The organism is Paenibacillus sp. FSL K6-2524, from assembly GCF_038005525.1.
GTDB classification, from domain to species: Bacteria; Bacillota; Bacilli; order Paenibacillales; family Paenibacillaceae; genus Fontibacillus; species Fontibacillus anaericanus.
Genome location: NZ_JBBOSP010000001.1, coordinates 4,288,970 through 4,310,134, shown reverse-complemented (window position 1 = coordinate 4,310,134; position 21,165 = coordinate 4,288,970). Strand labels below are relative to the sequence as shown.

At 44.1% G+C, this 21,165-nt stretch carries 17 protein-coding genes; all 17 read left to right on the top strand.

Annotated elements, in window-relative coordinates; all coding sequences use genetic code 11:
- Positions 1–454 precede the first annotated feature (454 nt).
- Complete coding sequence (locus NST85_RS19875; protein ID WP_341190172.1) at positions 455–763, top strand: hypothetical protein; 309 nt, start codon at positions 455–457, stop codon at positions 761–763.
- A 528-nt stretch (positions 764–1,291) separates the two neighbouring features.
- Entirely contained in the window at positions 1,292–1,729 is a 438-nt protein-coding gene (gene mraZ, locus NST85_RS19870) for a division/cell wall cluster transcriptional repressor MraZ (RefSeq protein ID WP_127191134.1), read from the top strand.
- 23 nt (positions 1,730–1,752) lie between these two features.
- Positions 1,753–2,727 carry a 16S rRNA (cytosine(1402)-N(4))-methyltransferase RsmH gene (rsmH, locus tag NST85_RS19865; protein WP_341190171.1) on the top strand — a complete coding sequence of 325 codons (975 nt, stop codon included), beginning with the start codon at positions 1,753–1,755 and terminating at the stop codon, positions 2,725–2,727.
- 1 nt (position 2,728) lies between these two features.
- Positions 2,729–3,121 (top strand): hypothetical protein, encoded by a 393-nt coding sequence (locus NST85_RS19860; protein WP_127191132.1) that lies wholly within the window; start codon positions 2,729–2,731, stop codon positions 3,119–3,121.
- A gap of 51 nt (positions 3,122–3,172) precedes the next feature.
- Positions 3,173–5,383 carry a penicillin-binding transpeptidase domain-containing protein gene (locus NST85_RS19855; protein ID WP_341190170.1) on the top strand — a complete coding sequence of 737 codons (2,211 nt, stop codon included), beginning with the start codon at positions 3,173–3,175 and terminating at the stop codon, positions 5,381–5,383.
- Between the two features lie 80 nt (positions 5,384–5,463).
- Positions 5,464–7,416 (top strand): stage V sporulation protein D, encoded by a 1,953-nt coding sequence (locus tag NST85_RS19850; protein WP_127191130.1) that lies wholly within the window; start codon positions 5,464–5,466, stop codon positions 7,414–7,416.
- 83 nt (positions 7,417–7,499) lie between these two features.
- Positions 7,500–8,990: a UDP-N-acetylmuramoyl-L-alanyl-D-glutamate--2,6-diaminopimelate ligase gene (locus NST85_RS19845; protein WP_341190169.1), complete on the top strand. Its 1,491-nt coding sequence runs from the start codon at positions 7,500–7,502 to the stop codon at positions 8,988–8,990.
- Positions 8,987–10,387: a UDP-N-acetylmuramoyl-tripeptide--D-alanyl-D-alanine ligase gene (locus tag NST85_RS19840; protein WP_246053990.1), complete on the top strand. Its 1,401-nt coding sequence runs from the start codon at positions 8,987–8,989 to the stop codon at positions 10,385–10,387. Before NST85_RS19845 ends, NST85_RS19840 begins: the two co-directional genes overlap by 4 nt.
- Positions 10,388–10,410: 23 nt before the next feature.
- Positions 10,411–11,376 carry a phospho-N-acetylmuramoyl-pentapeptide-transferase gene (gene mraY, locus NST85_RS19835; RefSeq protein ID WP_127191128.1) on the top strand — a complete coding sequence of 322 codons (966 nt, stop codon included), beginning with the start codon at positions 10,411–10,413 and terminating at the stop codon, positions 11,374–11,376.
- 2 nt (positions 11,377–11,378) lie between these two features.
- On the top strand, positions 11,379–12,803 hold the full coding sequence (murD, locus tag NST85_RS19830) for a UDP-N-acetylmuramoyl-L-alanine--D-glutamate ligase (protein WP_341190168.1): 1,425 nt from the start codon (positions 11,379–11,381) through the stop codon (positions 12,801–12,803).
- 50 nt (positions 12,804–12,853) lie between these two features.
- Complete coding sequence (gene spoVE, locus NST85_RS19825) at positions 12,854–13,951, top strand: stage V sporulation protein E (protein ID WP_127191126.1); 1,098 nt, start codon at positions 12,854–12,856, stop codon at positions 13,949–13,951.
- 5 nt (positions 13,952–13,956) lie between these two features.
- Positions 13,957–15,060 carry an undecaprenyldiphospho-muramoylpentapeptide beta-N-acetylglucosaminyltransferase gene (murG, locus tag NST85_RS19820; RefSeq protein WP_341190167.1) on the top strand — a complete coding sequence of 368 codons (1,104 nt, stop codon included), beginning with the start codon at positions 13,957–13,959 and terminating at the stop codon, positions 15,058–15,060.
- Positions 15,061–15,298: 238 nt separating this feature from the next.
- Positions 15,299–16,204: a UDP-N-acetylmuramate dehydrogenase gene (gene murB, locus NST85_RS19815; protein ID WP_127191124.1), complete on the top strand. Its 906-nt coding sequence runs from the start codon at positions 15,299–15,301 to the stop codon at positions 16,202–16,204.
- Between the two features lie 16 nt (positions 16,205–16,220).
- On the top strand, positions 16,221–17,501 hold the full coding sequence (gene murA / locus NST85_RS19810; protein WP_307396255.1) for a UDP-N-acetylglucosamine 1-carboxyvinyltransferase: 1,281 nt from the start codon (positions 16,221–16,223) through the stop codon (positions 17,499–17,501).
- A gap of 76 nt (positions 17,502–17,577) precedes the next feature.
- Positions 17,578–18,345, top strand: a complete 768-nt coding sequence (locus NST85_RS19805; RefSeq protein ID WP_341190166.1) for a cell division protein FtsQ/DivIB — start codon at positions 17,578–17,580, stop codon at positions 18,343–18,345.
- Positions 18,346–18,589: 244 nt separating this feature from the next.
- Positions 18,590–19,837, top strand: coding sequence for a cell division protein FtsA (ftsA, locus tag NST85_RS19800; RefSeq protein WP_127191121.1), 1,248 nt, complete (start codon positions 18,590–18,592; stop codon positions 19,835–19,837).
- A gap of 56 nt (positions 19,838–19,893) precedes the next feature.
- On the top strand, positions 19,894–21,012 hold the full coding sequence (gene ftsZ / locus NST85_RS19795; RefSeq protein ID WP_127191120.1) for a cell division protein FtsZ: 1,119 nt from the start codon (positions 19,894–19,896) through the stop codon (positions 21,010–21,012).
- The last annotated feature ends 153 nt before the right edge of the window (positions 21,013–21,165 follow it).

Sequence of the window (21,165 nt, the reverse complement as noted above, 5' to 3'; positions counted from 1 at the left end):
TTCCCGTTACTTGGGGAAGGTTTTTTTGAAGAAAGATGAAGTTGCCGTCTGAATTTAACGGCAGCCAAAATCAGTACATAGTGGTCATATAAGTTAGTAACATGTACAGAATGATTTTCTTTGATTAATTGAATATGGTTCAGACAATTTTGTAATGGTTATCAAAGCCCTTACGTTTCGATGAAGTGACGAATAGTTAATATTAATATACACATTCAGAAGAAATGGGGATAGGGATACAGGAATTTGTGACAGGATTTGATCATTTTCAGGAAACGGAGCCCTATTTGTATCAGAAATTCTCGGAAAGTAGGCGGCCTCATAGACACATTGTCGACACATTGGATCGATATATTCCTTTTATTTAGTTATATTACATAATTCCCCTTACTTCGACAAAATGAATAATGTAACATGTAATTGTAATCAATTACAATATATGGAGGTATTAATTATGGTAAAGAATAAATTTTTGGGTGTGTTGTTGGCTTCAGTCGTAATAAGTTCACTTGTCTCATTACCTTTTGCTTCTGCGACATCGTCAAGAACTGAGGTAAGTCCAACTAGTATCGAAATGAGGGCGCCATATAAAACCGTCTCTAAGGTTGTTAATTTTGCGAAGGGTGTTTCTATCCCGCAAACTTATTGGTATCAAGAAGGTTATTGGATGGGTTACATTCAATTAGAGAGTACAAGCGCTTCTATTGGTGGGTCGTATAATGCTGTATATTCTGGTACTGTTTATTATCTTGAAGAGAACTAATTTATACTTATTTCAACAATTTATAGTTTATTGAAATTTAGATTCAATACACAATAAACCCAATGCCTAAAAGGCATTGGGTTTATTGTATTGAGAGAATAGTAAAGGAATTTGGAGAACTCACTTGCTTGATAACGGCCCAAATTCTTGTTGAATAACGAATTCTAAATATGAATGCTGATATTGAGTCATACATGTAATGTCGAGTAGGATCTATATAATAAAGAAAACTCGTTTTACAATTGTAGATTGGTAAAGGATAATTTATTGTTCGATTAATTCAGGTGTTAGAGTAAGAATTATAGATTATGCAAAATATCTTTAAATTTGTTAGACACATGTTTGCTAACGTTCATTTAGGCATTTTTATTTTGGATATTATTGAGAGTAGATAGTGATATAAAAATTTACCAATAAAAAAATTGTGAACTTTAGAAGGAGTTTTTACATCGATGTTGAATAATAAGTATTTATAAGTGGTGAAAAGTGGTGTAAAGTGGGGGAAAGAGGTAAGGAGTGAGTTATCCAATGTTCATGGGAGAATTTCAACATAGCATTGACGATAAGGGTCGGGTTATTATACCGGCTAAATTTCGTGACCTCCTGGGCTCCTCTTTTGTTGTCACTCGCGGTTTAGACAAATGTCTGTTTGTCTACCCACTGCAAGAATGGGAAGTACTTGAGCAGAAACTTAAAGCTCTACCTCTGATGAAATCCGACGCACGTGCGTTTACCCGATTTTTTTTCTCCGGGGCAACGGAATGTGAGTGGGACAAACAGGGAAGGGTAAATTTACCGGGGAGTTTGAGGGATTACGCAAAGCTGGAGAAGGATTGCGTTGTTCTAGGTGTGTCGAACCGTGTTGAGATTTGGAGCCGGGATACATGGGAACAATACTTTCAACAGTCAGAAGATACCTTTAACGAAATTGCCGAGAAGTTGGTTGATTTTAATTTTGATTTATAAATTTTTGTCTGGAGGGCTGCAGCTTGTTTCATCACATCACGGTGCTTAAGAAAGAAGCGACAGAAGGGCTGCACATTAAGCCTGATGGCATTTATGTAGATTGCACCCTTGGAGGTGGCGGTCACAGTGCAGTTATTTTATCCAAGCTTGGTACAGAAGGCAGATTAATCGCTTTCGATCAAGATGATTGGGCGCTAGATAACGCGAAAGAACATCTATCCTCGGAAGGTGAACGTTTAACCTTGGTTAGAAGTAATTTTAGACACTTAGAAGAGAAGTTGGCTCAGATAGAAGGAGTGCCACAGGTTCAAGGCGTTCCTCAAGTAGATGGGATATTGTTTGACCTTGGTGTATCTTCTCCACAATTTGATGAAGGAGAGCGTGGGTTTAGTTACAACGCGGATGCACCTCTTGATATGAGAATGGACCAAACTGCTGAACTCACGGCAAGAGAGATTATCAATGGATGGTCAGAGCGAGATATCGCCAAAATATTGTTTCAATACGGCGAAGAGAAGTTTTCTAGACGGATTGCTAAGGTCATCGTAACGAAGCGTGAAGAAAGCCCGATAGAGACGACAGGACAACTTGTTGAACTGATTAAAGAAGGAATACCTGCAGCAGCACGTCGTACGGGTGGGCATCCTGCCAAACGAAGCTTTCAAGCGTTACGTATTGCGGTGAACGATGAGCTAGGCGCATTTGAAGAAGCGTTGCATGCGGCGGTTAAATGTTTAGCACCTGGAGGACGAGTCTCCGTCATTACGTTCCACTCGTTAGAAGATCGAATTTGTAAGCAAATATTTGTCGGATACGTGGAAAAATGTACATGCCCATCTGATTTTCCAATGTGCGTATGCGGTAATAAAGGTCAGCTTAAATTAATCAACCGGAAGCCAGTAGTTCCGTCAGATGAAGAGCTGGAACAAAATCCCCGGGCGCGCTCAGCAAAATTGCGTGTGGCGGAGAAATTGCAATACTTAGCGGAGGAAAAGTGATATGGCGTATACACGGGGGAATTTGGCAGTAAAACAAAAGTCTGCGGAACGCAGCTACCAACCAGAGCGTTACCGCGAGACGACCAAAGTTGTAACACGCCGGTCACAACTTCCGGTAGGAGAGAAGCTCCTTTATTTGCTGACGGTTCTAATCTGTGTAGCTGTAATGGGTGGTCTGTTATTGCAGAATTCGGGGATATACAATATTAAACGACAAATGTATAACATGGATGCGGAAATTCAGAAAATGAATACAGAAATCAATGAATTATCCATCCAGAAGGAAGTATTAGAACAGCAAATTCCTGAAAAAGCGGCAGAACTTGGCTACGTAGAGCCGCTAGTGGAAGGCTTTAACGTAACGGTTCCAACATCGACGGCAGACCATAGCTAACAGTGACAGTACAACTACGGTTCAGAAATAAAGAATTGATGAGGTCCTATTATGATAAAGAGAATTAAGCTTCGAACACTGTTGATAGGAGGGTGCATCACCCTCTTTTTTGCTTTATTGGTAGGAAAAGTGTTTGTGATTCAGGTAGTTCAGGCAGATTTTTGGCAGGGACATGCTGAGGAACTATGGTCTAAGAAAAAAATCTTGCCGGCTTCACGTGGGGTGATTACAGACAGAAATGGAGACGTGCTGGCTATTGATGCACCTGCATATACCGTAGCCGTTAATCCGAAGATCATTAACCAATATAATCTTCAGGACGAGATTGTAGAGGGCCTAAGTAAGATCTTGGATAAGAAAGAGAGCGAACTAAGAGTACTAGTTAACGCGAAGCGAGAGAACGGTGAATTTTATCCCCAACGAGAAGTACGCAAAGAAGGATGGAAGATCGATCAGGAGCTAAGAAATAAGGTCGAGGAATTCAAAAGTGAGCTCATGGAAAGCCATGATTTAGAAGACGTAGGCATTACTCTGATTAAGGAACAGAAGCGATATTACCCTAAGGAGACTCTTGCAGCTCATATTCTGGGTTATGCAGATCGTGAAGGTAATGCGGTGTCAGGACTAGAAGCCTATTACAATGAGGAACTTATGGGCCACAATGGCTCAATTGAATATAAAAGTGATGGTCGAGGGATTGAAATTCCCAAAGCCAGTGAGATATATACGCCTGCGAAGAATGGTAAGAATCTGCAACTCACGATAGACGATACAATTCAGTATTATATTGAAGAAGCTATGAAGGAAGCGTTTGAGGAGTTAGATCCGATCAGTATGACGGTCATTGCAGCTGATCCTAAGACAATGGAAATTCTCGGAATGGCAAATATGCCTACGTATAATCCAAATGAATACTGGAAAGATGTCGATCAGAAGAACTTTTATAATCATGCGATTAAATCAACATACGAGCCAGGCTCCACGTTCAAGATCGTGACATTGGCTGGTGCGGTTCAGGAGGGATTGTTTGATCCAAATGCGACGTATATGTCAGGTAGTATTCGAGTGCCAGGGCAGACCATCCATGATGTTAAAAGGTCAGGTTGGGGACCGATTAGTTATTTAGAGGGAGTCAAGCGCTCAAGTAACGTTTCCTTTGTTAAATTGGGATACGAAATGCTCGGCCCTGAGCGCTTAAAGGAATATGTCGACAATTTTGGTTTTGGACAAAAGACGGGGATTGAGTTACCAGGAGAGGCAAAAGGTACTGTTGCGCCAGTCCAACCAGCCGACTTTGCGGCGATGTCATACGGTCATGGGACCTTGGTAGTAACACCACTACAACAAATAGTTGGGGTGTCTGCTGTGGCTAATGGTGGTAACCTAATGGAGCCACACATTGTGAAGTCAATTACCGACCCACAGACGGATGAGACGATAGAGACACAACCCACGGTTGTTCGCCAAGTCATTACACCTGAAACGGCAAAGGAAGTCAGCAGTTATTTGGAACAGGTCGTATCGGACCAGAAGATCGGGACGGGGCGACATGCTTATATCGATGGTTACCGCGTTGCTGGTAAGACAGGTACCGCCGTGAAGCCTGTTAAGGGAGTATATGATTACACGAAACAGGTTGTTTCATTTATCGGATATGCACCTGTGGATGATCCTAAAATTGCTGTAATTGTTGTAATCGATGAACCTAAGAATTCAGATCTTGGTGGTGGGGCGATTGCAGCACCGATCTTTAAGAAAATTGTAAATCAATCGCTGCAATATATGGGTGTACCTAAGAAATATGCTGATGATACTTCAAATAAAACAACCGGGTCTCAAAGCAATACTTCCAAAGCGCCAGATTTAAAGGGGCTTTCCATAAGAGAATCCAAAGATCTACTCGCTAGTAAAGGAATTTCCTATGTTACTTTAGGCAAAGGTTCAGACCTTGTCTCTCAATTTCCTAAAGCCGGAAATCTACTCAAATCGGGACAGCACATGTATCTACTCACTGAGGAAGGGAAAAACATGAAAATCCCGAGTCTTAAAGGTGAATCGCTCCGCGATGCAATGGAACTATTATCGGTACTTCAAGTATCGGTTAAAGGACAGGGAGCAGGGTATGTGGTTGATCAAACTTCAACAGAGGAGAATGGCCAAAGAGTGGTCACTCTCATCTTGGAACCGCCCGCAGAGAATGAGAACGCGGAGGGAAGTAACTCATCTACTGTTCCGGAAGATGAGACTGGCGAGTCGCCATAGCTTGTTCTAACGCCTCCTTGTCCTGAATAATCATGATATGGAACAATTCATGTCTCAGGAAGTAACAAGGAGGGCAATCTATGAAAAATTCCAAGGTTATCGTCAGACGGAGGCTGTTATGGCTTCTAATGCTGTTATGTTTGCTGTTTGCGGCACTTGCCGTACGGCTTGCCTATGTGCAATTTGGCAAAGGTGCAGAGTTGTCAGCTCAGGCGGAGGATTTATGGCGTCGTAATATTCCTTTTTCTGCTAAACGCGGAGAAATTAGTGATCGTAACGGAATTACGTTAGCTTATAATATAACTACACCAACTGTCATGGCTATTCCGGTGCAGATTAAGTCACCTGAATTAACGGCTCGAAGTTTAGCACCACTCTTAGGTATGACTGAGGAAGCAGTACTGAAAAGTATTACCAAAAAACAATCTATAGTCAGGTTACAACCCGGCGGACGCAAAATTACGATGGAAAAAGGTCAAGAAATTCGTGATTTGGGTCTCCCGGGTATTGTTGTTGCCGAAGATAACAAAAGGTATTATCCTTATGAAGGGCTTGCTGCCCATATTCTCGGGTTTACGGGGAGTTATAACCAAGGACTAACAGGTCTTGAAAGCAAGTATAATAGTGAACTCAGTGGTATGAATGGTAGTGTATCCTATTTGTCTGATGCTGGTGGAAGATTGATGCCTGGCACATCGGAGAAGTATGTAGAACCGAAGGATGGCCTTAGTCTGCAGTTAACGATAGACAAGTCTATTCAGAGTATCATGGAGCGGGAACTTGATGATGCCATGACCAGATTGCAAGCCAACTCTGCACTTTCTATCGCGATGAATCCCAAAACGGGAGAAATATTAGGCATGGCAGCTAGACCGGGGTATGAACCGTCGCAGTATCAGGAGTATCCAGCTGATGTTTATAATCGCAACTTGCCGATCTGGATGACCTACGAGCCGGGATCTACTTTCAAGATTATTACACTTGCTGCAGCATTGGAAGAGAAGAAGGTTGACCTGTACAATGATCATTTTTTTGATCCAGGATATGTTTCAGTTGGCGGTGCCAAACTACGATGCTGGAAGCGAGGCGGACACGGTAGTCAGACCTTTCTTCAAGTCGTAGAGAACTCCTGTAACCCAGGGTTTGTGGCGCTTGGCCAGCGTTTAGGTAAGGAAACACTGTTCAAATATATCAAAGACTTCGGTTTTGGGACCAAAACGGGTATTGATCTTTCTGGTGAGTCAAATGGAATTCTGTTCAAATTGCCTCAAGTTGGACCTGTAGAATTGGCAACGACTTCATTTGGTCAAGGCGTATCGGTGACACCGATTCAACAAATCACGGCCGTCTCCGCAGCTATTAACGGTGGGAAGTTATACAAACCATATGTAGCGAAATCTTGGACTAATACCGAGACGGGAGAAGTCGTCGAGAATGTGGAACCACAGTTAGTTCGGCAGGTCATTTCCGAGGAGACTTCGAAGTTAGTTCGTTCCGCTTTGGAAAGCGTAGTGGCCAATGGAACTGGAGGGAATGCGTTTATCGACGGTTATCGTGTCGGTGGGAAGACAGGTACGGCTCAGAAGGTTATAAACGGACGATATTCTTCAAATGAACACATTGTCTCGTTTATTGGTTTTGCGCCAGCTGATGATCCGCAAATCGTCGTGTACACGGCAATAGATAATCCACAAGGGATTCAATTTGGTGGCGTTGTCGCTGCGCCAATCGTCCGTAACATTCTAGCGGATGCACTGGAGTATATGAAAGTTCCACCTCGTAAGGATCAAGTTGTTAAGAAGTATAAATACGGAGAAACACCGATTGTAACGGTCCCTAGTTTGGTTGGTCAGTCAGCGCAAGAGATCTATGAGGATATGAACATGAACTTTAATCTAGCTAAATCAGGCGTAGGAACTGTGGTTATTAATCAAGCACCAAAGGCGGGTGCGAGGGTAGAAAAAGGTTCGACAATTCGAATTTATATGGGCAGCGAGTCTGAAGCGGAACAGGGCCACGATCACAGTGAGTAAAAATCCTGAAATTTCAGCTTTTTGGTGATAATATATATAAGAGTATTTTTCAGAAATTGAAGGATTTGACGGAGGGGTAATCTATGCTGCTAAAAGATTTATCAACTTACTTAATAGCTTCCCAAATACAGGGAGACGGTGAGACGAACTGCAATGGAATCGTAATTGATTCGCGTAAAGTTCAGCCGGGCGATTTGTTTCTTTGCCTGCCGGGACATACAGTTGATGGTCACGATTATGCACAGCGGGCTGCTGAGCAGGGTGCTTCCGCACTAGTAGTGGAGAGATGGCTGGAAGATGTATCGCTTCCTCAGCTTAAAGTGAAAGATAGCCGGCTAGCTATGGCGGTACTAGGCAATGTCTTCTTCCAAACACCGAGCTCTCAATTGAAGGTAATTGGGGTGACCGGAACCAATGGAAAGACGACAACTACTTATTTGATTGAACGCATTCTGCAGGAGCAGGGTAAAAATACGGGGTTGATCGGTACAATCGAGCGGAGATATAACGGACAAACTTTTCCTATGTCTGGAACGACACCAGAGTCGCTTGATTTACAGCGCTATTTACATGAGATGGTTCAGGCACAAACTCAGTATTGTGCTATAGAAGTATCTTCGCATGCGCTTGAACAAGGACGAGTAAAAGGAACAAATTTTCGTACCGCAGTATTTACAAACTTAACTCAAGATCATTTGGATTATCATAAGACGATGGATGAATATCGTGCTGTAAAAGGTCTGTTCTTTTCTCGCTTAGGCAACACTTATGCAGCGGACCCTGAATCGCGAAGCTATGCGGTATTAAATGTGGACGATGAAGCTTCCGCATATTATGCCAAACAGACAGCGGCAGAGATTTTTACTTATGGCGTGGATAATAAGGCGGATGTTTCCGCTTCGAACATTGCAGTAACCTCTAAAGGGACCTTTTTTCATGTGGATTCTCCTTACGGAAGTACGGATATTTCTCTTCGTATGGTTGGTAAGTTTAATGTATATAATGCACTGGCAGCTATTGCAGCAACCCTACTTGAGGGTATTGCACTTGAAGATATCAAGGCGAGTTTGGAATCCATTCCTGGTGTAGAAGGCCGGGTAGAAGCAGTAGAAGAAGGTCAGGATTTCGCAGTGATTGTTGATTATGCACATAGTCCTGATGGGTTGGAGAATGTACTAAAGACAGTGAATGAGTTTGCTAAAGGCCGTGTGATTTGTGTCTTTGGTTGTGGAGGGGATCGAGATCGTACGAAGCGGCCGATTATGGGGAGAATTGCTGCTCAGTATGCAGACCATGTCATTGTGACATCTGATAACCCTCGTACTGAAGATCCAGAGTTGATTCTAAAGGACATCAAGGTTGGACTGGAAGAAGCAAATGTAAGCTCAGAACAATATGAACTTATTATTGATCGGCGGGAAGCTATTCAAAAGGCTATTGAAATGGCAAGCCATGAAGATGTAGTATTGATTGCGGGGAAAGGTCATGAGACCTATCAATTGATCGGAACTGCGGTGCACGATTTTGATGATCGTGTCGTTGCAAAAGAAGCGATAAGGGGTTTGGCAAAGTGATAAATAGAAGCTTAGCGGAAATTGCCGCGTTGTGCGGCGGACATGTCGCAAATGTCGGCGATTCCGACATATTCATAAAGGGAGTCGCTACTGACTCCCGTAGTATTTCGGCCGGATGTCTGTTTGTCCCTATACGGGGAGAACGGTTTGACGGCCATGTCTTTGCCGGTGATACTTTAAAGGCTGGTGCTGGAGCATTACTGTGGTCAAAGAGCAATGGCCAACCGCCTGGGCCAGCAGTAGTTGTAGATGATACGCTCCAAGCATTACAACTTCTCGCGAAGAATTACCTACTCGAATGTAAAGCGAAAGTGATTGGAATTACAGGAAGCAATGGTAAGACGACGACTAAAGACCTCGTTTTCTCATTGTTAAGGGCAACCTACAAAGTGCATAAAACGAAGGGTAATTTTAACAATCATATTGGACTACCACTGACTATTCTGGCGATGCCGGAAGATACTGATATTGTAGTATTAGAAATGGGAATGAGTGGGCGCGGAGAGATTGAAATGCTGTCGATGCTTGCAGAACCAGAGACTGCTATTATAACGAATATTGGTGAGTCTCATCTTTTGCAGCTCGGTTCGAGATTAGAAATTGCTCGGGCCAAGCTGGAAATCTTAGCGGGACTAAAACCTGGTGGTCTCTTAGTCTATAATGGAGACGAACCTTTGATAACGAAGACGCTACAAGACCCTGCTACAATAAAACCAACGGAGTTCAATACGGCTACCTTTGGATTACAAGCAACCAATGATGATTATCCAAGTGGAATGATGTTTTTGGAGGGGAGCACCGTGTTTACTTCGAGCAAAGAGGGGGGCACGCCATTGCAACTCCCACTACTTGGAGAACATAATGTTGTAAACTGCTTGGCTGCCCTGACGGTGGCTAGGCATTATGGCGTTTCAGAGGAAGCGATCCGAGAAGGCCTACAGCATGTTGAACTTACAGGAATGAGAATTGAGATTGTCAGCGGGATCAGCGGAATTACGATTCTTAATGATGCATACAATGCTAGCCCTACCTCGATGAAAGCGGCAATCAGCGTGATGGAGAAGCTGAAAGGATATCGACGGAAGTTTCTGATTCTCGGTGATATGCTAGAGCTAGGAGAGTTGGAGCAGGATTATCATAAGGAAATAGGCAAGTTTCTAACGGTGGATAAGGTGGACCAATTATTCACTTACGGTCCTTTGGCAGGGTTTATAGCGGAAGCGGCTGCTGAAAATTTGGACACGAACAACATTCATGCATATACTGATAAAATCGAGCTTATTGATAAGTTGAAATCGATGTTACATCCGAAGGATGCCTTGCTTGTTAAGGCGTCACGAGGAATGAAACTGGAGGAAGTCGTTGATGCAGTCAAAGACTTTAATCTACAACAATAATACCGGCGAAAGGGGGTAATCCCATGGATTTTGGACTTATACTAATAACGATCGGCGTTTCATTTATTCTGGCGGTTATTGCGGCTCCACTTGTTATTCCGTTGCTACGAAGAATGAAATTTGGACAACAGATACGGGGCGAGGGACCGGAATCTCATCAGAAGAAGTCGGGAACGCCAACAATGGGTGGTATTATCATTATTTTGGCGTTTACTTTGGCTTTCTTGAAATTTTCTGTCGTTAATACAGACTTTTATATTTTGCTTGTGGCCACGCTTGGATTTGGGCTTGTTGGCTTCTTAGATGATTACATCAAGATCATATTCAAACGTTCCTTGGGACTAACGCCCAAGCAGAAATTGTTCGGACAGCTTCTTTTTGCCGGTATCATCGTTGCACTTCTAATTTCAGAAGGACATAGCACCGCAATCGGTATTCCGGGAACTGGGGTATCCTTTGATTGGGGCGGTTGGTTCTACTATCCTTTTATTGTACTAATGATGTTAGCAGTAACCAATGCGGTTAATTTCACCGATGGTCTAGATGGACTGTTGTCCGGTGTTAGTGCGATTGCATTTGGAGCATACGCAGTTATTGCTATGCAGGCTACATCGATCCCAGCAGCAGTCTCCGCTGCAGCGATGATTGGAGCAGTGCTAGGATTTCTTGTCTTTAATGCGCATCCTGCGAAAGTGTTTATGGGTGATACGGGCTCATTGGGTATCGGTGGTGCTATATCAGCGATAGCCATTATTACGAAGAGTGAACTCCTGTTTCTTGTGATCGGTGGTATCTTTGTTATCGAGATGTTGTCCGTGGTGATTCAAGTAGTTTCCTTTAAGACGCGAGGTAAGCGAGTATTTAAGATGAGTCCTATCCACCATCACTTCGAGCTATCAGGGTGGTCGGAATGGAGAGTTGTAGTTACTTTTTGGACCGTTGGTCTCATACTAGCGGTAGTTGGACTTTATTTGAACAAGGGGTTGTAGTGATGAATCATCCAGAAGAATACCGGGGGCAACAAGTGGTTGTCCTCGGTCTCGCTAAGAGTGGAGTGCAGGTCGCCAAAACCCTTCATCGGCATGGTGCGATCGTAACGGTAAATGATAGAAAAGAAAGACAACAATGTCCCGAAGCTTCTGAACTTGAGGCTTTGGGAATTTCTGTAGTTTGCGGAGGTCATCCGGAGGGACTGATTCATCCGGAGGTACAGCTTGTAGTCAAAAACCCAGGTATTCCTTATAGTGCGCCTCCTGTGGCTAAAGCATTGGAACTTGGTATCGAAATAGTGACAGAAGTTGAAGTGGCCTATCACTTGTGCCGTGCTCCAATCATTGGTATAACGGGTTCTAATGGGAAGACAACAACGACGACATGGGTCGGAAAGATATTAGAAGCAGCGGGACTTAACCCAATTGTAGCGGGTAACATCGGAACACCATTATGTGAAGCTGCCGAACATGCCGAATCGCACAATTGGATGGTAGTTGAACTGAGCAGCTTTCAATTAAAAGGGACTCAGGAATTCTTACCGAAGATCAGTTGCCTGCTGAATATTGCGGAGACACATCTTGATTATCATGGCACGATGGAGGATTATATCTCCTCCAAAGCCAAGCTGTTTGCTTGTCAAAGTGAGAGTGACACAGCTGTGATCAACTGGGACGACCCTGTTTGTAGACAGTTGGTTCCCTATATTAAAGCTAGACTAATGCCTTTCTCTATGACAGAGGAATTACAGTCTGAAGGGGTATTTGTTCAACCTTCGTTTATACCTGATGTGGAAGATGGCTTGAAGCGTACTTTAGTCTATAGAAATGCACTGGGTCAACTACATACCATTGTAGAGGTGGATGAGATCGCTCTTCCTGGCCGTTTTAACCTTGAGAACGCTCTTGCCGCGATTGCAGTGTCGCTTGCTGCCGGGGCGGCCCCAGAGGCTCTAGCAGAGCCGTTGCGGAGTTTTCGCGGTGTAGAGCATCGACTGGAATATGTGGATGTTAAGGAAGGTGTAACTTACTATAATAATTCCAAAGCGACTAATTCCAAGGCAACAACGATGGCATTAGGCGCTATAAGCGCTCCTATTGTTCTTATTGCCGGGGGACTGGACCGGGGATCGGATTATATGGAGTTGCTGCCTGTGTTTAAAGACAGAGTTAAGGCTGTTGTAGCGATTGGCGAGACGAAGGAGAAAATCGGGCATGTCGCGACTCTTGCCGGATTAACCGCCATTAAGCTTGTCGATACTGGAGATAACGCTGCCGAAAGTCTGCGCTCCGCAATAATAGAAGCTGCTAGATTGGCGAAGGCTGGAGATGTTATATTGCTCTCTCCGGCGTGTGCTAGTTGGGATATGTTTGCTTCTTATGAAGAGCGTGGACGCATTTTTAAAGAGGTGGTGCATACCCTTTAAGTAGGGGGGTGGATAAGCCCCTACTTCCTGGTTAAGAGGTGGCTTCCACGATGGGAAAGAGCCGTACGGCACCGGATTTTTGGTTGTTGGCCAGCATTCTAGGACTGCTGGCCATTGGAATTGTAATGGTCTATAGCGCGGGTTCTGTACTCGCTTTTCACGATTATGGCGATTCTTTTTATTTTGTGAAGCGTCAGCTATTATTCGCTACACTTGGTTTGGTTGCTATGTTCTTCATGATGAACTTGGATTATCGAATCGTGCGAAAGTATGCTAAGATCATACTCATTATCTGTTTCGGCATGCTTATACTGGTGCTAATTCCAGGTGTCGGTGTTGTGCGTGGTGGTGCAAGAAGTTGGATTGGGATCAGTTCTTTTGGTATTCAACCATCTGAATTCATGAAGCTTGGGATGATTTTGTTTCTCTCGTATTGGTTAGGAAAAGAGGATTATAGAATTACCTCTTTTAACAAGGGCCTGTTACCTCCGCTCGCTCTCATGGGGTCTGCATTCGGTTTGATCATGCTCCAACCGGATTTAGGGACAGGAACGGTCATGATGGGAGCGTCATTATTGATCGTTTTCACTGCCGGTGCAAAAATTAAGCATTTGGCGGGACTTGCATCGATAGGTGTCTTAGGATTCATAGGTTTGATTTTAGCCGCTCCATATCGACTTCAACGGATTACAGCGTTTCTTGATCCTTGGTCAGATCCACTAGGAGCAGGATATCAAATTATTCAATCGTTATACGCCATTGGGCCAGGGGGACTGGCAGGTTTAGGGCTTGGAATGAGTCGTCAAAAATACAGCTATGTACCTGAACCCCAGACTGACTTTATTTTTTCGATTTTAGCTGAAGAACTAGGATTTATTGGAGGCATGCTTGTCCTCTTATTATTTTTGATTTTGGTGTGGCGTGGTATGAGAGTTGCCATGACTATAGATGATACTTTTGGGAGTTTACTTGCCGTCGGAATCGTTGGAATGGTAGCTGTGCAGGTTGTTATTAATATCGGTGTTGTCATCGGTTTGATGCCTGTCACAGGGATTACTCTACCGCTGATCAGTTACGGTGGTTCATCGTTAACGCTAATGCTTACAGCATTTGGCATTCTATTAAATTTATCCCGTTATGCGAGGTGAGGACTATGCGCGTAGTACTAAGCGGCGGCGGAACGGGAGGACATATTTATCCCGCACTAGCTGTTGCCAGTCAATGTGCTGCTGAATATCCCGATGCTGAGTTTTTATATATCGGTGGGCAAAAAGGATTAGAGAGCACTTTGGTGCCTAAAGAAAATATTCCATTTGAAGCGATCGACATTTCCGGCTTCCGTAGGAAGCTGTCATTAGAAAATATTAAAACGGTTGTTAGGTTCCTCAGAGGCGTATCAACTTCCAAAAAGTTACTGCGTCAATTCAAGCCGGATGTGGTAATCGGTACAGGTGGATATGTATGTGGACCGGTTGTTTATGCAGCGGCGAAGCTTGGAATTCCGAGTATTATACACGAGCAGAATGCAGTTCCGGGGTTAACCAATCGTTTCTTAAGTAAATATGTATCTACGGTTGCCGTGAGCTTTGAGGACTCGAGTGCGTCTTTCTCTGGCGCAAAGAAAGTTATTTATACCGGAAATCCTCGGGCAACAACGGTTCATGAGGCAGATAAGAATAAAGGCTTTGCCTCTCTAGGCTTGCCCAATGGCAGTTCTGTAGTATTGGTGGTTGGCGGTAGCCGTGGAGCGAGGGCGATTAACGACGCTATGATTGCGATGGCTCCGTTTGTGAAGTCGATGGAGCATATTCGTTTTGTATATGTAACAGGTGACAATTATTATAAACCTACATTAGAGGCAATTACTTCTGAACTGGGACAATTGCCTGATAATCTACAGGTGCTACCCTATGTGCATAATATGCCGGAGGTACTGGCATGTACCTCGCTTATTGTAAATCGTGCCGGTGCGTCTTTTCTAGCTGAAATCAACTCGCTCGGAATTCCCTCGATTCTGATACCGTCACCGAATGTGACTAATAATCATCAGGAGAAAAATGCGAGAACACTGGAGAAGTCTGGTGCGGCCGAAGTTATTCTGGAACCAGCTTTATCAGGAAAGACCTTATTTGCTTCCATCGAGCGAATTATGAAGAACCCGTCGATGCATAGTTCTATGTCGGCTGCTTCAAAACGGCTAGGTAAGCCGGAATCGGCTCGTTTGATTGTTGAAGAGATAGGTAGGCTAATAAAATAATTCATGCATCGCTAGAACGTGAAGTGCGCAATGGGCGACTGTCACACTCTCCGTGAGGAGGGCATAAGATACTCTATAAATCGTGACAATCCATACGGGGATGAAGAAGAAGGTTCTGCTCCTTCACACCTCTCTCCGTGGACCCGGACGCCTGGCGGAATTTCAAGTATAACTGGAATTAAGAGGGTGCTATGCCAAAGAGATTTTCCCGGCACTTTAGTCAAGGAGGAATATTGCGATGCAGCAGTGGATATCGAAATTATCAGAGCAAGAAGTGGGGACTGTAATACCAAACGAGCCTATGTCTAAGTATACAACTTGGAAAATAGGTGGCCCCGCTGACGCTATGATCGTTCCCGAGAACAACCAACAGCTAGCGTGTCTTATTACTCAGCTCTATGAAGGGCAGATTCCTTGGTTGATCGTCGGAAAAGGCTCAAATATGCTTGTATCTGATAAGGGAGTCCGCGGAGCTGTGATAAGACTGAGTGGAGAATTGGAAGAAATTCGATTCTCCGATAACGAAGTCGTGGCTGGTGGTGGTGCTTCATTTGTCAGGTTAAGTATTATGGCGGGAAAACAAGGATTGACTGGTCTGGAGTATGCCGGAGGTATTCCTGGCACCGTCGGTGGTGCCGTATATATGAATGCTGGAGCTCATGGGTCCGATGTGTCACGTATATTCAAATCCGCTGAAATTGTTCTGGAGAACGGTGAATTGGCAACTTATACTGCGGAGGATATGGACTTTTCTTATCGTCATTCTATCCTGCACGAAAGGCGTTGCATTGTGACAAGGGCTTCATTCTCACTCGACAAAGGAGAGAGACTAGAGATTGGGGCAGCTATGGCAGCGTTCAAGGATAGACGTCGTAAGACGCAGCCTTTGAAGCAACCTTGCGCTGGAAGCGTCTTCCGTAATCCGCAAGGAGATCATGCAGCAAGACTGATCGAGGCGGCCGGTCTTAAAGGTCATAGAATCGGCGGAGCTGAAGTCTCCAATTTGCATGCTAATTTCATCGTCAATACTGGGCAAGCGACAGCAGAGGACGTTCTTACGCTCATGGAGCAAATCAAGGACACCATCGCTTCGAAGTTTCAAATTGCACTGGTGCCGGAGGTCTTCTTCGTGGGTGAACGGTAAACTCGGAGGTGATACATTGGACAAATTGGTGATTGAAGGTGGGAGACCCCTATCAGGATCCATTCGTATCCATGGAGCGAAAAATGCCGCACTGCCGATTCTAGCAGCCAGCTTGCTGTCCGAAGGCAATGTGGAGCTTAGAAATGTTCCACGTCTGCTGGATATTGAAGTTATGCTGGGCATACTGAGCCGCTTGGGCTGCAAAGCGTCACACAATGGCGATACGGTGATAATTGATGCGGGCTCCACCGATTCCTATCATGTGCCGGAAGATTTGATGAAACAAATGCGATCATCCATCTTTCTTATGGGACCTCTACTGGCCAAGTTCGGTGAGGTGTGCATCTACCAACCGGGTGGCTGTGCAATTGGAGAACGAAAGATTGATCTACATTTAAGAGGGTTACAGGCGCTAGGTGCGAGTGTTGAAGAGAGAAATGATCAAATCTGGTGTAGAGCTAGCAAACTGATAGGTAGCGACATTCATTTGGATTACCCAAGTGTAGGGGCCACTGAGAACATTATGATGGCAGCGGCACTAGCTGAAGGGAACACTGTAATTACCAATGCTGCTCGTGAACCAGAAATTCAGGACTTGCAAAACTTTCTGAATTCTATGGGTGCCAGCATCATGGGTGGAGGAACGGACACGATTACGATCCGGGGAGTTAAGCGATTATATTCTTGTCAATACGAAATCATTCCCGATCGAATTGTGGCCGGAACTGCGTTAATCGCAGCAGCTGCTACTAGAGGAACAGTCACGCTATCCCATTGTAATCCCTCGCATTTGATCTCGCTGCTTCATGTACTACGGCGCGTCGGTGTTCAAATCAGGGCATGTAATGATATAATAACTGTAAGTAGCGTTGGACGACCGAAGGCGGTAGAGGCTATTGTGACCTCACCCTATCCTTCTTTTCCTACCGATTTGCAATCTCAGGTCATGGTACTCCTGTCTCTGGCTGACGGATTTAGTCTGATGAAGGAGACAGTATTTGAAGGCAGATTCAAGCATGTGGACGAATTAGTTCGTATGGGTGCTGACATTTCTGTGGACTTGAATTCGGCGTTCATTCGCGGTGTGCCTAGGTTATACGGGGCAACGGTGGAAGCGACTGATCTGAGAGCAGGGGCTGCACTCGTTATTGCTGGATTGGCCGCACAGGGAAGAACGATTGTTGAACAGGTTCATCATATTGACCGCGGATATGACCGGATTGAATTGATGTTCCAATGTCTGGGTGGCATCGTGCATCGGGAAGTGCCCATATTGAAACAATTGGATTTAGCCTGATCAATGCCTTGATTGTCCCCTCCGAGTGAGGGGATAAAGGCTTTGTCATATATTTAAATGGTATCGGAGAAATGGTATGCCAAAAGCAAATGTTCCTATCCTAAAAGAGCTAAAACCCAAAAAGAAAAGTAGCAAGAAAATACTAGGGATACTCATCCTATTATTTCTTTCTTTGCTGTGCGTGCTTTTCTTTCGTTCTTCTCTGAGCAAGATTACGAAGATTAGTTTTGTAGGCAATTCGTATACAACGAATGCTGAGTTGCTTCAAGCTAGCCAATTGAAAGTCGGAACTGCGTTCTTCGGGGTCAGCGCTAACTCAATTCAGAGTAAATTACTTGAACTCCCTTCAATTCAAAATGTAGAGGTGGACAAGTCTTTTCCTGGGGCTATCGAAATAGTAGTACAAGAATATAGTCTTTCTGCCTATGAACTTACCTCAACTGGACAACTTAATGGGCTGCTAGCGAATGGAACAAAGATTGATTTGGGCAAGGGTTCCATCCCGATAGATAAACCGATTCTGACCGGATGGAAAGGGGATGATCCTAATTTGGCCAAGCTGTGCAGTGCACTTGCACAGATTCCAGATGAACTAATCTCTGATATATCGGAGATAACCCCATCACCTACATTGTCGTATCCCGATCGGATCAAAATGTATACGAAGTCACGTTTTGTGGTGATCTCAGCGGTTTCATTGTTACCTAGTAAAGCAGAATATATGAATATGATCTTGGAAGCACAAGATCCGGGTACACTCAAAATGTTAGATGCTGATTCATATGTGCCATTTAATCCCGCCGGAAGCGAGGATGAAGAAGAAAATGATACTACTAATCAGTGAAAAATAATGATAAAATACAATTTATGGACCCGTTTCTTTTCTCTCTCTTTTTTCTTTTGATTTTTGCGTGTAGGTTATAGGTAGGACAACACTTTCTAGTAATAGTTCTATCTACTCTAATGTAAATGTTGGAAGGTAAAAAATTTGTAGAAAAAAGAGGGAAAGGTTAAACGACGTTGAATATGTAGAGAGTACATTTTGCTTGATATTATATTTTTACTGAGAAATAGGAGGTGCCAGGGGCTTGAGCAACAATGACATCATTGTTAGTTTGGACATCGGTACATCCAAAGTTCGTGCTATTATTGGGGAAATTAGTAATGGAACCTTTAATATTATTGGGGTTGGATCTGCCGACTCGGAAGGTATTCGCAAAGGTGCGATTGTAGATATTGACCAAACCGTTCAGTCAATCCGCAGTGCTGTGGATCATGCAGAGCGTATGGTGGGTATTCAAATATCGGAAGTATATGTCGGCATTTCAGGAAATCATATTGGACTCCTAACGAGCCACGGAGTTGTAGCCGTACAGAACGAAGACCGCGAGATCGGGGAAGATGATATCGATCGGGTCTTAAAAGCAGCGGAAGTGATTGCGCTGCCACCAGAACGGGAAATTATAGACATCGTAGCTAAACAATATGTGGTAGATGGCCTTGAGGGGATTAAAGATCCTCGGGGTATGATTGGTGTACGTCTGGAAGTGGAAGCGACAATTATTACTGGAGCTAAGACAGCGATACATAATTTGCTCCGCTGTGTGGAGAAATCTGGACTTAAGGTTTCGGATCTAGTTCTTCTATCGCTTGGCGCAGGTCAACTTGCATTATCCAAGGACGAGAAGACAATGGGGGCTGCGTTAGTAGATATTGGCGCAGGTTCTACAACGATCGCAGTGTTTGAAAGCGGCACTATTGTAGCGACATCAACGCTTCCGATAGGAGGAGAATTTATAACGAATGACATTGCCTACGGACTCCGTACTTTAACCGAGCAAGCAGAGAAGGTCAAGCTTAAATATGGCTGTGCTTCAATGCAAGATGCGGCTGCGGACGTCACTTTCAAAGTGACGAGAATCGGAAGCAATGTGGACAAGGAATTTACACAGGAGGATCTCGCTGCGATAGCTGAACCTAGAGTTCAAGAAATATTCCAGTTGATCTCTCAAGAAATGAAGCGACTTGGTTATAATGAACTCCCTGGAGGTTATATCCTTACGGGAGGTACTGTTTCAATGCCAGGTTTGCTGAAGATTGCACAGCAAGAGTTAGACGCTTCTGTCCGGGTGGCTGTGCCTGATTATATTGGTGTACGTGATCCCGGATTTACGGGAGGCGTAGGAATATTGTACAAAATAATCAAAAATATCCGTGTCCGTAACGCTGCTCCGAAGAAGCCGGCGAATAGGAATAAGCCTGCTGGGACAAAAGAAACCGTCCGGAAATCAGGTGTTATGGAACGCCTTAAGAATATATTCAGTGAATTCATATAATGGTTCAAAGATGATGGACGAGCCATCCATGCATAACGAGGGGGAGATGGAAGCGTATGTTGGAATTTGATTTCGAAATGGAAAGTTTGGCTCAAATAAAAGTGATTGGTGTTGGTGGCGGTGGTAGTAATGCCGTAAACCGAATGATCGAGAACGGAGTGCAGGGAGTAGAGTTCATCACTGTGAACACGGATGCCCAAGCTTTACATTTGGCTAAATCCGAGCACAAACTGCAAATTGGTGATAAATTGACGCGTGGTCTGGGTGCAGGGGCTAACCCAGATGTAGGTAAGAAAGCCGCCGAAGAATCTCGCGATCTGATTGCCAGCACACTTAAAGGTGCGGATATGGTTTTTGTTACAGCGGGTATGGGTGGAGGTACAGGTACAGGTGCGGCTCCTGTCATCGCGGAGATTGCTCGCGAGTGTGGAGCACTTACCGTAGGTGTTGTTACACGTCCATTTACATTTGAAGGACGTAAGCGTTCTTCTCAAGCTGAGCTAGGGATTGAAGGATTAAAGGAAAAAGTTGATACTCTAATTGTTATTCCTAATGATCGGCTCTTAGAGATTGTCGACAAAAAGACACCGATGTTGGAAGCCTTCCGTGAAGCGGATAATGTATTGAGACAAGCTGTTCAGGGTATCTCTGACCTGATTGCTGTACCAGGTCTAATCAATCTTGACTTTGCAGATGTAAAGACAATTATGACTGAACGCGGTTCTGCTCTAATGGGGATTGGTGTAGCATCCGGTGAGAATCGTGCTGCTGAAGCAGCTCGTAAAGCAATTATGAGCCCACTTCTTGAAACTTCTATTGAGGGTGCACGTGGAGTTATTATGAATATTACGGGTGGTTCTAATTTATCACTCTATGAAGTCAATGAGGCAGCAGAGATTGTAATTTCTGCATCTGATCCAGAAGTTAATATGATCTTTGGTGCTATTATTGATGATAGCTTGAAAGAAGAGATCAAAGTTACGGTCATTGCGACTGGCTTTGAGCAAAAGACTTCAGCACCTCTAAGTCGTAAGCCTATTGCTGGTGCATCAGAACCACAGGATAATCGTTCGGCGGCGCCTAGTCTTAGGCCATTTGGAAATGGTCCGACTAGTGGCGATCAGTTGGATATTCCGACGTTTCTCCGCAATCGTTCACGTAACGATAACGAATAATTACTATAATAATTCTCTCCCAAACAACCTTCATTCCACGATTAGTGGACTGGAGGTTGTTTTGCATTCCTCGACAAAATTAGTGCAGTTCTTCATTCAATTTTAGACAGACTTTACATATAGATATATTTATACTGATAAGAGTCTCCCCGC